The sequence below is a fragment of the Brevibacillus sp. AG genome, from assembly GCF_028369215.1.
GTDB classification, from domain to species: Bacteria; Bacillota; Bacilli; order Brevibacillales; family Brevibacillaceae; genus Brevibacillus; species Brevibacillus porteri.
The window spans coordinates 51956-63518 of record NZ_JAQMYO010000020.1; the positions used below are offsets into that span (position 1 = coordinate 51956).

At 46.8% G+C, this 11563-nt stretch carries 15 protein-coding genes; 13 read left to right on the top strand and 2 right to left on the bottom strand.

Annotation, left to right across the window (positions count from 1 at the left end; translation table 11 throughout):
* Positions 1-156: 156 nt before the first annotated feature.
* From POF51_RS30410 to POF51_RS30455, 10 genes are all read left to right on the top strand, one after another.
* Positions 157-1101 (top strand): DNA-directed RNA polymerase subunit alpha, encoded by a 945-nt coding sequence (locus POF51_RS30410; protein WP_017247057.1) that lies wholly within the window; start codon positions 157-159, stop codon positions 1099-1101.
* Between the two features lie 56 nt (positions 1102-1157).
* Positions 1158-1517, top strand: a complete 360-nt coding sequence (gene rplQ / locus POF51_RS30415) for a 50S ribosomal protein L17 (protein WP_017247058.1) — start codon at positions 1158-1160, stop codon at positions 1515-1517.
* A 167-nt stretch (positions 1518-1684) separates the two neighbouring features.
* Positions 1685-2536, top strand: a complete 852-nt coding sequence (locus POF51_RS30420) for an energy-coupling factor transporter ATPase (protein ID WP_069852850.1) — start codon at positions 1685-1687, stop codon at positions 2534-2536.
* Positions 2512-3384, top strand: coding sequence for an energy-coupling factor transporter ATPase (locus POF51_RS30425; RefSeq protein WP_017247069.1), 873 nt, complete (start codon positions 2512-2514; stop codon positions 3382-3384). Before POF51_RS30420 ends, POF51_RS30425 begins: the two co-directional genes overlap by 25 nt.
* A gap of 2 nt (positions 3385-3386) precedes the next feature.
* Positions 3387-4184: an energy-coupling factor transporter transmembrane component T family protein gene (locus tag POF51_RS30430; RefSeq protein ID WP_069852847.1), complete on the top strand. Its 798-nt coding sequence runs from the start codon at positions 3387-3389 to the stop codon at positions 4182-4184.
* Positions 4181-4915, top strand: coding sequence for a tRNA pseudouridine(38-40) synthase TruA (truA, locus tag POF51_RS30435; protein WP_069852845.1), 735 nt, complete (start codon positions 4181-4183; stop codon positions 4913-4915). The genes POF51_RS30430 and truA overlap by 4 nt, the downstream gene beginning before the upstream one ends.
* A gap of 244 nt (positions 4916-5159) precedes the next feature.
* Complete coding sequence (rplM, locus tag POF51_RS30440) at positions 5160-5597, top strand: 50S ribosomal protein L13 (RefSeq protein ID WP_007716295.1); 438 nt, start codon at positions 5160-5162, stop codon at positions 5595-5597.
* Between the two features lie 20 nt (positions 5598-5617).
* A complete protein-coding gene (gene rpsI / locus POF51_RS30445; protein ID WP_005828788.1) occupies positions 5618-6010 on the top strand; it encodes a 30S ribosomal protein S9 in 393 nt (130 codons plus the stop codon).
* Between the two features lie 125 nt (positions 6011-6135).
* The gene (gene cwlD / locus POF51_RS30450) at positions 6136-6852 is read left to right on the top strand and encodes an N-acetylmuramoyl-L-alanine amidase CwlD (protein ID WP_026042928.1); all 717 of its coding nucleotides are present in this window, start codon (positions 6136-6138) and stop codon (positions 6850-6852) included.
* Positions 6853-6963: 111 nt separating this feature from the next.
* Positions 6964-8076, top strand: coding sequence for a P-loop NTPase (locus POF51_RS30455; protein ID WP_069852841.1), 1113 nt, complete (start codon positions 6964-6966; stop codon positions 8074-8076).
* Between the two features lie 52 nt (positions 8077-8128).
* Here POF51_RS30455 and gerD read toward each other — a convergent pair whose 3' ends face one another.
* Positions 8129-8773, bottom strand: a complete 645-nt coding sequence (gene gerD / locus POF51_RS30460) for a spore germination lipoprotein GerD (RefSeq protein ID WP_069852839.1) — start codon at positions 8771-8773, stop codon at positions 8129-8131.
* Between the two features lie 125 nt (positions 8774-8898).
* Here gerD and POF51_RS30465 point away from each other — a divergent pair, with 125 nt between their 5' ends.
* Positions 8899-9486 carry a KinB-signaling pathway activation protein gene (locus tag POF51_RS30465; RefSeq protein WP_069852837.1) on the top strand — a complete coding sequence of 196 codons (588 nt, stop codon included), beginning with the start codon at positions 8899-8901 and terminating at the stop codon, positions 9484-9486.
* 26 nt (positions 9487-9512) lie between these two features.
* Here POF51_RS30465 and pdaB read toward each other — a convergent pair whose 3' ends face one another.
* Positions 9513-10283, bottom strand: a complete 771-nt coding sequence (gene pdaB, locus POF51_RS30470; RefSeq protein ID WP_017247066.1) for a polysaccharide deacetylase family sporulation protein PdaB — start codon at positions 10281-10283, stop codon at positions 9513-9515.
* 125 nt (positions 10284-10408) lie between these two features.
* On the opposite strand from pdaB, the gene POF51_RS30475 reads away from it, so the two are divergent.
* A complete protein-coding gene (locus tag POF51_RS30475; protein WP_069852835.1) occupies positions 10409-11062 on the top strand; it encodes a stage II sporulation protein M in 654 nt (217 codons plus the stop codon).
* 115 nt (positions 11063-11177) lie between these two features.
* A complete protein-coding gene (locus tag POF51_RS30480; protein ID WP_026042929.1) occupies positions 11178-11411 on the top strand; it encodes a hypothetical protein in 234 nt (77 codons plus the stop codon).
* Positions 11412-11563 lie beyond the last annotated feature (152 nt).

Sequence of the window (11563 nt, forward strand, 5' to 3'; positions counted from 1 at the left end):
CTGGTTTATATCGTTCAGAACATGTCCATACTAGAATGGTAAATTCTGATTTATAGCTTGTCATGCACGCAAACGGTAAACCGCCGGGGAAATTCCTGAGTGGGCACGTATGCGGCCCACCCCAGGATTTCGACGTTTTGAAGGAGGGTTTGTTTAATGATAGAAATAGAAAAACCAAAAATCGAGGTTGTGGAAGTTAGCGACGACAACTCGTATGGAAAGTTTGTTGTAGAACCTCTAGAGCGCGGATACGGAACTACCCTTGGCAACTCGCTGAGACGAATTCTTCTTTCGTCCTTGCCAGGCGCGGCAGTTCGTACTGTTCAAATCGATGGGGTTCTTCACGAATTCTCCACGATTGAAGGCGTCGTTGAAGATGTAACCGAGATCATCCTGAACATCAAAGGCTTGGCGCTGAAGATCCATTCCGATGAAGAAAAAGTAATCGAGATCGATGCAGAAGGCGAAGGCGTTGTCAAAGCGGGAGATATCCGTGCTGACAGTGATGTGGAGGTCTTAAACCCTGATCTTCATATTGCAACGTTGGCCAATGGCGGTCGTCTGCATATCCGCATGACAGCTGGACGTGGTCGTGGTTATGTTCAATCTGACGGAAACAAATCTGAGGATCTGCCTATTGGTGTGATTCCGATTGATTCGATCTACACGCCAATCAAGCGCGTTAACTATCAAGTGGAAAATACCCGTGTAGGGCAAATGACCAACTATGACAAGTTAACACTTGAGGTTTGGACTAACGGTAGCATCAGTCCGGAAGAAGCCGTGAGTCTCGGCGCAAAAATCATGACGGAGCACCTGAACCTGTTCGTCGGTCTGACTGACGAGGCGAAGGATGCAGAAATCATGGTAGAGAAGGAAGAGGACAAGAAAGAGAAAGTCTTGGAGATGACTATCGAAGAGCTCGATCTTTCCGTTCGTTCCTACAACTGCTTGAAGCGTGCCGGTATTAATACCGTGCAAGAGCTGACGCAGAAGACAGAAGAGGACATGATGAAAGTACGCAATCTGGGGCGCAAATCTCTTGAAGAAGTTCAAGAAAAGTTAGCTGAACTGGGCCTGTCCCTGCGCAGCGACGATTAGAATAGCAAACCAAGAAGCAAACTTTTGTTCTCTCGATTAAGAGGGAGGTAAACCACATGGCACAACGTAAATTGGGTCGTCGTAGCTCAGCTCGTAAAGCGCTGTTCCGCGACTTGGTAACAGACCTGATCATCAACGAGCGCATCGAAACTACAGAGATGAAGGCGAAAGAACTGCGCCCAATCGCTGAAAAAATGATCACGCTCGCGAAACGTGGCGATCTGCATGCTCGCCGTCAAGTTGCTGCTTTCGTTCGCAAAGAAGTTGCGAATGCTGAAGGCCGCGATGCTGTTCAAAAACTGTTCGATGAAATCGCTCCTCGCTTCAAAGAGCGCAACGGTGGATACACTCGTATCCTGAAAACCGGCCCTCGCCGTGGCGACGCTGCTCCAATGGCGTACATCGAATTCGTTTAATACATGTAAACTGGTCGTTTACTCAGGTTTCGGCCTGGTAGATTACCGCGAAAAGGGTGGGGGCAGATCTGGTCATAGGCTGGACTCTGATTCAACCCTTTTTTCCTTTCTCATCGAAATCCTGCTAGTCAGTTCCCTGTGAAGGCTGGGGAGGTTGTGAATGCCTCATGAATGAAGATAACCTGCTGGCATTGCGAGATGTTTCTTATACCTACGATGGTGAGGATGGCCAACGGGTTCCGGTATTACAAGGTGTTGACCTTACCATTCAAAAAGGTTCCTTTGTATCCGTATTGGGTCACAACGGTTCCGGCAAATCAACGATGGCAAAGCTGATGAATGCTCTGTTGCTTCCAGAAGGTGGCACAGTACTTATCAGTGGAATGGATACGAAAGATGGGGAGCTGCTTTGGGAGATCCGACGACATGTTGGCATGGTCTTTCAGAACCCGGACAATCAGATTGTTGGGGCTACTGTGGAAGATGATGTCGCCTTTGGCCTAGAAAACATGGGTGTGGACCCCAAAGAGATGCGCGATCGTATTGATGAGGCGCTCGTTTCTGTAGGGATGGAGTCTTATTTACAGGCACAACCACATCGTCTGTCTGGGGGTCAAAAGCAACGCGTGGCGATCGCCGGAATTATGGCGATGCGTCCTTCTGTCATCATCTTGGATGAAGCGACAGCGATGCTTGATCCACAAGGGAGAATGGAAGTGCTGAATCTGGCTCGTCAACTGAACCGTGACGAGGGACTCACGATCATTAACATTACCCATTTTCCGGAAGAAGCCATTTATTCGGATAAGGTCATCGTCATGAATGCTGGTGAAGTCCTGATGGAAGGTACGCCGAGTGAAGTGTTTAATGAGGTAGATCGTTTGAAACAGGTGGGACTGGATGTGCCATTTGCTGTTCGACTGCGACACGCACTTCATTCCAAAGGGATTGATTTACCGTTTGTCCTGCATCAAGAGGAGCTGGTGGAGCACGTATGCAAATTACTTTTGACCAAGTAAGCCATATCTACGCAAAAGGAACACCGTTCGAACGAGTTGCCTTACACAATATTTCGCTGACGATTCCATCCGGTTCGTTTGTCGGAATTATTGGCCACACAGGCTCGGGTAAGTCAACGCTGATTCAGCACTTGAACGGGTTACTGATGCCTAGTACAGGGCAAATCACCCTGGGTGATGCGGTCATTACTCCAAAGCGGCGATTACCCCATGCTCAAAGGCGCGATATTGGGCTTGTCTTTCAATATCCTGAACATCAGTTGTTTGAAGAAACGGTTGCGAAGGATGTTGCTTTTGGACCGCTCAATTTTGACTTGCCAACGGAAATGGTGGAAGCGCGCGTAAAGGAGTCCCTTGAAATTGTCGGCCTGGATTATGCCACGATCAAGGATCGCTCGCCGTTTCATTTGAGTGGCGGGCAAATGCGACGTGTTGCTTTGGCTGGTGTTCTTGCCATGCAGCCGAAGGTTCTGGTATTGGATGAACCAACTGCGGGTCTTGATCCTGCGGGACGAGTAACGATTCTGGAAGGAATCTACCGGATTCATCGGGAACAAAACCTCACGACACTATTGGTCACGCACAGCATGGAAGAGGCAGCCCGCTATGCAGACTATTTGCTTGTGATGGCACAAGGCCAAGTAGCTTTGCAGGGGAAGCCGGAGGAAGTATTCATGCATGTAGATCGTCTCCGAGAGCTGTCTTTGGATGTACCGGAAACGGTGGCTCTCGTATCGCAAATGAATCAATTGCTGCCGGACAAGGCTAGTCTGCCGAGCTCCCTTTATCGGGAGGAAGAGCTGATTGCCCATCTGCTGGAACGACTGTCCGTACCAAAGGAGGGCTAGGCATGCTGCAGAATATCGCAATTGGTCAATACGTACCAGGGCAATCTTTTTTACATCGTGCAGATCCGCGGAGCAAGCTTCTCTTCATTATCCTTTTTGCTACCTTGATTTTTCTGGCTAACAATACGGTAACGTACGCCATACTGATTGGTTTTACCCTGTATGCTGCACTTCTTTCTAGGCTTTCGTTGTCCTATATATTAAAAAGCTTAAAGCCAGTCTGGATCCTGATTTTGTTTACCGTTGTCTTGCATATTTTTATCACAAAAGGCGGAACGGTCTACTTTCAGTGGGGATGGTTTACAGTAGAGGAGGAAGGGGTTCGCCAGGCGATCTTCATTTCTTTGCGCTTGGGACTTTTGATTCTCATTAGTTCCTTGCTAACACTGACCACTTCTCCAATCGATTTGACGGAGGGTTTGGAGCGTTTACTAGGACCACTAGGGAAGATCGGCATACCGGTTCATGATATAGCCCTGATGATGTCAATTGCACTCCGGTTCATTCCGACCCTGATGGAAGAAACGGATAAAATCATCAAGGCGCAGACCGCCAGAGGAGCCAATTTCACCAGTGGAAGTCTCGTGCGCAGAGCCAAGAACCTGATTCCGATCGCGATCCCATTGTTCGTTAGTGCGTTTCGGCGTGCGGAAGAGCTGGCTTTGGCGATGGAAGCACGTGGCTATCGCGGGGGAGTGGGGAGAACGCGGCTGAATAAGCTGACGTTCACTTGGCGTGATGGAATCGTAGCTGTTGCGAGTGTGATCTTGGTAATCGTGATTGGATGGTGGCGTACATGAAGCGACTGCGATGTGTATTGGCATATGACGGAACTGACTTTAGCGGTTTTCAGGTACAGCCAGATCAAGTAACGGTCCAGGGTGAAATTGAAGCCGCTTTGAATCGGGTTACCGGAGAGGATATCCAAGTCTTCGGTTCGGGCCGGACAGATGCGGGTGTTCATGCGCGTGGTCAAGTGATTCACTTTGACACGTCGAGTAACATTCCGATGGATAAATGGCGGTTTGTGTTGAACAATCAGTTGCCTGATTCTATTGTCATTCGGACAGTCGAAGAGGTCGATGCCTCTTTTCATGCGCGTTTTGACGTGCAAGTAAAAGAATATCGATATTGTATCGACAACACTCCAGTGGCAGATGTATTTCGACATCGTTACGCCGATCATGTCCGGTTTCCGTTAGATGTGGACGCGATGCAGCAGGCTGCTCATCACTTGGTGGGTGAACATGATTTTACTTCCTTTTGCTCAGCAAAGACATACGTGGAGGACAAGGTTCGGACTGTGTACGGGGTCACCGTAGAAAAAAGCGGAGACGAGGTATGGGTGACATGCCGAGGCAACGGTTTTTTGTACAACATGGTTCGAATTATTGTGGGGACTTTGGTTGAAGTAGGGCAAGGAAAAAGAAACCCTGCTGAACTGAGGGAAATCCTCGCCGCATGTGATCGGGAAAAGGCAGGTAAGACAGCACCAGCCAAGGGTCTGACCATGTGGGAAGTTGTCTACTAGTTCTCAGATTTCCAACTATTAGACGAACGAGCAGCACTTGACTATGGGGCGTCTATGTAGTACGATATTCCTTGGTATTTTAACCCCGCCTAGCCCCACTCTAGCCCCGGGATTGAAAGACAAGATCGTGATTACATGGAACACCTGGAAGAGTTGCTCACCCGTAACAGCAATTATCTTCCATTGCAAGTTTCGGTTGTTTTGGTTATAAGTGTGTTAGGTAAGATATTTAGGAGGGACAAAAATGCGTACCACATATATGGCGAAACCGCTCGAAGTTGAGCGCAAATGGTACATCGTAGACGCTGAAGGCCAAACGCTGGGTCGTCTGGCGAGCGAAGTAGCTTCTATCCTGCGCGGAAAATTGAAACCAGAATTCACTCCTCACGTTGACGCTGGCGATTTCGTAATCGTACTCAACGCTGACAAAGTGAAATTGACTGGTAACAAACTGAATGACAAAATTTACTACACTCACTCCCTGTATCCAGGTGGTTTGAAAAAGACCACTGCTGGCGCAATGCTGAACAAGAGACCAGATCGTATGTTCGAACTGGCGGTAAAAGGCATGCTGCCTAAAAACAGCCTGGGACGTCAAATGTTCACCAAGCTGAAAGTATACGCTGGAACTGAGCATCCACACGCAGCACAAAAACCAGAAGTTTGGCAAATTCGCGGTTAAGGTAAAGGGAGGAAATATACGTGGCACAAGTACAATACTACGGTACAGGTCGTCGTAAGCACTCCGTAGCACGCGTTCGCCTGGTTCCAGGTGAAGGTCGCATCGTGATCAACAAGCGTGAAATGGATACTTACTTTGGTTTGGAAACACTGAAATTGATCGTAAAACAACCACTCGTTTTGACTGAAACTCTTGGTCGTTACGATGTATTGGTTAACGTAAACGGCGGCGGAACCACTGGTCAAGCTGGTGCAATCCGTCACGGCGTTGCTCGCGCTCTGCTGAAAGCAGATCCGGAACTGCGCGGCGCTCTGAAACGCGCTGGCTTCCTGACTCGCGATCCTCGTATGAAAGAACGTAAGAAATACGGCTTGAAAGCAGCTCGTCGCGCACCTCAATTCTCCAAGCGCTAATTGCTGTTCGATACAAACCCCTTGTCTGTTCGCAGGCAGGGGGTTTTTCCTTTTCACAAACGGGTATATTTGTCCATGTTTGTCCATAAGATGGAACGAGAATGGGACAAAGGGGACGATACACTGTGACACGAAAAGGAGTAGGCTGGATATTGGCTTTTGCGGTACTCATGCTGTTGTTCACCTACGAAGCGCCGGATCGCTCTTCCTGGCAGGCATGGTCGCTGCCACTGACGGGAACGGTTATAGCCATTGACCCAGGGCATGGGGGACTAGACGGCGGTGCTGTTTCCAAAGCCGGTAATGTGGTTGAAAAGGAAGTGACCTTGGCCATTAGCATGTACTTGCGGGATTTCCTCCAGCAGTCGGGTGCATTTGTGGTTATGACAAGGGAAGAAGACAAGGATTTGGCTAGTCCAGATGCAGCGCAGGCACGTAAACGAAAATCTGAGGATATCCGAAACCGGGTGAAGCTGGTCAATGACAGTACACCAGATTTTTTGGTCAGCATTCATGTGAATTCTATCCCTTCTCCGAAATGGTCGGGAGCGCAGACTTTCTATTCCCCCACCTTCAAAAAGAGCGCAGAAGTTTCTTACCTGATACAAGATGAAATCAAACGGGTGATCGGTCATACAGATCGGGTTCCGAGTAAGACGAACAATGTATTCTTGATTCGGGAGGTTAACTGCCCGTCCGTTTTGGTAGAAGTAGGCTTTGTCAGCAATACGGAGGAGGCAAAGCGACTTCAGAGCGTTGAATACCAAAAGGCAATGGCGAATGCTATTTATCAGGGGATATTGCGTCAGTATTCGGGAGAAAAAGCGCCAATTACACCTTGAGAGGGCGGTGGTCGTGTCCCAACCGCCCGAATATGCTATAATGAACGCGCATACGCTGTCGTTATACCAGCATGAAAATGTTTGAAAAGATCATAGATGAGGTGAACCAGAATGTTGACCAGAGAACAGGTTCTCGAAGCACTACGTGATGTAAAAGACCCTGAAATTAATCGTAGCTTGGTCGAGCTCAACATGATTCGGGATATCCATATTGAAGGCAAGACAGTAAGCCTCACGGTCGTTCTGACGATTTCGGGCTGTCCACTCAAAGCCAAGATCGAGGACGATGTTATCGCAGCTGTGAAAGCGCTAGGAGCCGAAGAAGTACGTCTGCAATTCGGTTCGATGACAGACGAGGAACGTGCGGCTCTGTCTGCCCAGCTTCGCAATAACCAAGGTGGGCAAACACATAACATGACACCGGGACAAGCTCCTCTTTTGAACCCGATCTTGGCAAAGGATTCGAATACGACCTTTATCGCGGTCACTTCCGGAAAAGGTGGCGTCGGAAAATCGACGGTGACAGTGAACCTGGCTGTTGCACTCGCGCGTTTAGGAAAAAAAGTGGGCATAATCGACGCAGACATTTACGGCTTTAGTGTGCCCGATATGATGAATATTGAACAACGTCCAACCGTGATTGGTGAAACCATTCTGCCTGTTGAAAAGCAAAACGTAAAGGTTATGTCCATGGGCTTTTTTGTGGAGGACAACTCTCCGATCATTTGGCGTGGCCCTATGTTGGGGAAAATGCTGCGTAACTTTTTCACGGAAGTACACTGGGGTGAAGAATTGGACTACCTCTTGCTGGACTTGCCTCCAGGAACGGGAGATATGGCCCTCGACGTACACACCATGATTCCGCAAAGCATGGAGATTGTGGTAACCACTCCTCATGCTACTGCAGCGTTTGTTGCGGCTCGCGCAGGTGCTATGGCAAAGCGGACTGGTCATGAAATCCTCGGTATTGTGGAAAACATGGCGTGGTACGAAGCAAAAGATGGTTCGAAAGAATACGTATTCGGGCGTGGTGGAGGAGCTAAGCTTGCCGAGACATTGACATGTGAGCTGCTCGCTCAAATTCCGCTGGGCCAACCGGATAATCATCCATCTGAACCTGATTATTCCCCATCCATCTATGGAGAAAAGACGGAAATTGGTCAGCTTTACATCGATATGGCCAAACGTGTCATAGAAAAATGCGGGGAAGCTGTCAAACAATAATATCCAAGAAGATGAAAAAGGTGGGCTCTGCAATAGAGCTCACCTTTGTGTTTTAGGAAGAAGGGTTTCCGCCACCGGATTTGCTGCCGCCTCCGCCACCTTCTTTTCCCTTTCCTTTTTTCTTTGACTTTAGTTCCTTAGGCTTTGTCATGTCCTCGGATACTTTGGTCATGATCTTCATGAGTTCAGCCTGGAACAAAGGACTTTGCAAGGAATCCTTCATCACTTGCATGGTTTGTTGTCGATAAGCAGAGCTTTTCATCAGGTCCATCAAATTTTTCTCAAACTCAGGGTCTTTCATTACGCTTATGAGCTCTTTTTGGTATTCAGGGTCCTTCATCAGGTCCTTCATGAGCGTTTTTTGCTCGTTTTTCATGGACTTCGCCATGGCGCTTGCGAACTTCGGGTCTTTAAATGCTTCTTTGATGTGCGTACTATTGGGATTCGTCATGCTTTGAATCAAGGTTGTCCGCACTGTTGACTCGTCGAGCATCAGGTTTTGCTTAAACTTATCATCCTTCATCATCTTGCTAACAGATTGCTTCGCTTCGTCCGTCTGTAATATGTCCAGCACCATGTCTTTGACGCTTTTATAATCAGGTTGAGACGAACTTTGCGCTTGTCCGCCACCCCCGCAACTGGTTAGCACCAGACAGACAAGAGCGGTTAACCAAAAAGACATCGTCTTTTTTCTCATGGGGTGGACACCTCCTTCTTTACTCTGCCTACAAGTAACGTGTGCATTTTGTTTTGTTCTTACGCTAGTATTTTCTTGTATCCATTGGTACAATCATATTCGATGTGGATGGGAGGGAATACTTGGTGAGTTTGCGTAAGTATGGCTGGCTTTTTATTACCACGCTCTTGCTCGGGGGATTAGGTGGCATCCTGGTTGCCCTTATCTTTGATTTGGACAAGCTGCTCGTAGGAAGCATCGGTAACTTTTTTGTCGGCTTGTTCATGTATCTACTCTATGGAATGACCATTAGTATTGTGGCTCAGATGGGTTTTTTTGCGTATATGACGATTAATTATTTCGCTAAAACGATATTTAAAACGGCTTCCCTGTGGAAAAGCGTCCAAGTATTTCTTATTTTGTTTGTCTTTTTCGATATGATTTATCTTCGCTATACGTCCTTCGGTGAAGGAAAAGGATTTGGTACGTACTTTATTGAGCCAACGCTATTATTGATTGTCGCTATTGTTACCGCATATGGAAAAGTGAGTCTGACCAATAAATCTGCATGGGTACCGACGATGTTCTTTATGTTTGTCGTGACGGCACTGGAATGGATTCCAGCATTGAAGGAAGATAATGTGCGTGCCACTCTGTCCATGCTCGTTCCACTATTGTTTTGTAACGTCTGGCAAGTCATGCAATTGCACCGTCTGGTAAAAAGAGAAAGCTGACCTAATGAAGGTCAGCTTTTTTTGTTTTAGTGAATTTCTTTGCTGTCTACACTTGTACCCGAAATGAGTTCTGATACCGTAACGAATTCATAACCATCCTTGCGAAGTTTATCAATGATCACAGGGAGGGCAAGATGTGTATCTTTCGCAGAATCGCTCGCGTGCATCAGGATGATGTCTCCTGGATGAGCTTTCGATAATACATTATTGATGATCACATCAGTTCCCGGATTGGTCCAATCTTTTGAGTCCGTATCCCATTGAATGACGGAATAACCCATGCGATTCGCGATTTCCAGCACTCGTTTGTCAAAATCACCATTTGGCATCCGAATGAGCGTCGGTTTCTTTCCAGTCATTTCGGTTAGGATGGAGTCGGCTTTGGCCATTTGGGAGCGAATTTCTTCATCGGAGTATTTGGTGTAATTATCGTGCTTGTGACCGTGCGAACCAATCTCTAAGCCATCTTCCTTGATGCGTTTCAAGATGTCCGGATGTCGTTGACTCCAAGGCGAGGAGAGGAAAAAAGTCGCTTTGTTTACCTTTTTTTCTTTCAACAGATCCAGTATAGGTAATGCTCGTGTCTCTCCCCAGCTAATGTCAAAGGTCAGGGCGATTTTCTTTTCTTTGGTGTCGACCTTATAAATAGCTTGGGGGGCTTGTGTGCTGGCACCTTCCGCAAAGGCAGCAATTGAATCGCGTTCCGCATAACCAATTCCAGCTGTGAGTACGATGGCCGTGACGATAATTAAGATTTGCTTTAATCGTTTCGCGCTGATCACGTAAATGAATTTCATGGATAAGCACCTCCTTTGTCCGATAACAGTTTATGCAGGGAAGACAAGGATATTCTTTGGCCTGTTGGCTATTGTTGAGGTACAATGCATATAGTGAATGAAGAGGCAGTAAAGGGGTGTGGTGCATGGGCAATCGATTGCGGCATTTATGGCTTGATAACCGAAAATATTTCTTCGCCGCATGCTTATTATTTTTTTGTGGTGCCTTGATTGGTTATTTTCAAGCACCGGTTGTCGAAGATATGGTCGATAAAATGATGGGCCAATTAAAGGAAATTGCTGAACGGATAAAAGATAACGGCGGCGGACCTTTAGCGGTGTTCTGGATGATTTTTTCCAATAATGTTTTCAGTGCTTTGATGATGATGGCGTTGGGAATATTGTTTGCATTCTTTCCCATAATTGGATTGCTCACGAATGGAGTACTGCTTGGATTTATCCTTTTCAAATACAGTGCAGTGGGAGTAAGTCCATGGGTTATTTTTAGTGCAGGTATTTTGCCACATGGAATTTTTGAGCTCCCAGCTATCCTGTTTGCAGCGGGAGTTGGTATTCGTTTAGGAGTGCTAAGTTTACGCTCAGTGGGAGTTCTAATCCAACCACACAAGATGGCACAATTGAAAAATGACTGGTATGATACGCTCAAGCAATTTCCAGTAGCGGTTCTTACTGTGATCGTTCTGTTGTTCGTTGCTGCTATTGTAGAGAGTACGATTACGCCAACCATTCTCAAGGAAACCGTGGGCCAACAACTACAGCAATTGAACTTACTGAAATAATTCAGATTTGCCAACAAATTGAAGCCTTCCTAAACGGAGGGCTTTTTATTTTGAATAGGGCTGAATTTTGATGGAAAGGATAGAGGAGAGACTCGTAAGGCGGAGGGCGATATCGTTGCTAGGGTTTTTGTTTAATACAAAAGAAGTACAGGAACTAGAATACTTGTTAAAACGTGAGCTGGAAGAGATGCTCCTTGATTTTAGTGATAAACGAATTGATCATCTAGTGAAGCGGGCTATGGAGGAGAGATACTCCATCATGTTTCGCATGTATGCAAGAATCGCCTCTCCCAATGAGTTATCTAAGTATGTCAGACGCAGAAAACTCGGGGAAGAGAATTATACTTAAAAACTTTTTTAAAAAACATATTGACTCAAAGATAGGTAACGTGATAGATTAGTTCTTGTCCTTAAGACGCCATCACAAATAACGATGAACATTGAGGACAGGAAATTGCTCCTTGAAAACTGAACAGCGAAAGCGTTAATGAGTCTATCATT

Bases quoted from the DNA above. Each gene is read 5' to 3' on its own strand.
- rplQ (WP_017247058.1), top strand. From the start codon at position 1,158: ATGGCACAACGTAAATTGGGTCGTCGTAGCTCAGCTCGTAAAGCGCTG.
- gerD (WP_069852839.1), bottom strand. From the start codon at position 8,773: ATGAGAAAAAAGACGATGTCTTTTTGGTTAACCGCTCTTGTCTGTCTG.
- truA (WP_069852845.1), top strand. From the start codon at position 4,181: ATGAAGCGACTGCGATGTGTATTGGCATATGACGGAACTGACTTTAGC.
- POF51_RS30430 (WP_069852847.1), top strand. From the start codon at position 3,387: ATGCTGCAGAATATCGCAATTGGTCAATACGTACCAGGGCAATCTTTT.
- POF51_RS30425 (WP_017247069.1), top strand. From the start codon at position 2,512: ATGCAAATTACTTTTGACCAAGTAAGCCATATCTACGCAAAAGGAACA.
- POF51_RS30420 (WP_069852850.1), top strand. From the start codon at position 1,685: ATGAATGAAGATAACCTGCTGGCATTGCGAGATGTTTCTTATACCTAC.
- rplM (WP_007716295.1), top strand. From the start codon at position 5,160: ATGCGTACCACATATATGGCGAAACCGCTCGAAGTTGAGCGCAAATGG.
- POF51_RS30410 (WP_017247057.1), top strand. From the start codon at position 157: ATGATAGAAATAGAAAAACCAAAAATCGAGGTTGTGGAAGTTAGCGAC.
- POF51_RS30455 (WP_069852841.1), top strand. From the start codon at position 6,964: ATGTTGACCAGAGAACAGGTTCTCGAAGCACTACGTGATGTAAAAGAC.
- pdaB (WP_017247066.1), bottom strand. From the start codon at position 10,283: ATGAAATTCATTTACGTGATCAGCGCGAAACGATTAAAGCAAATCTTA.
- POF51_RS30475 (WP_069852835.1), top strand. From the start codon at position 10,409: ATGGGCAATCGATTGCGGCATTTATGGCTTGATAACCGAAAATATTTC.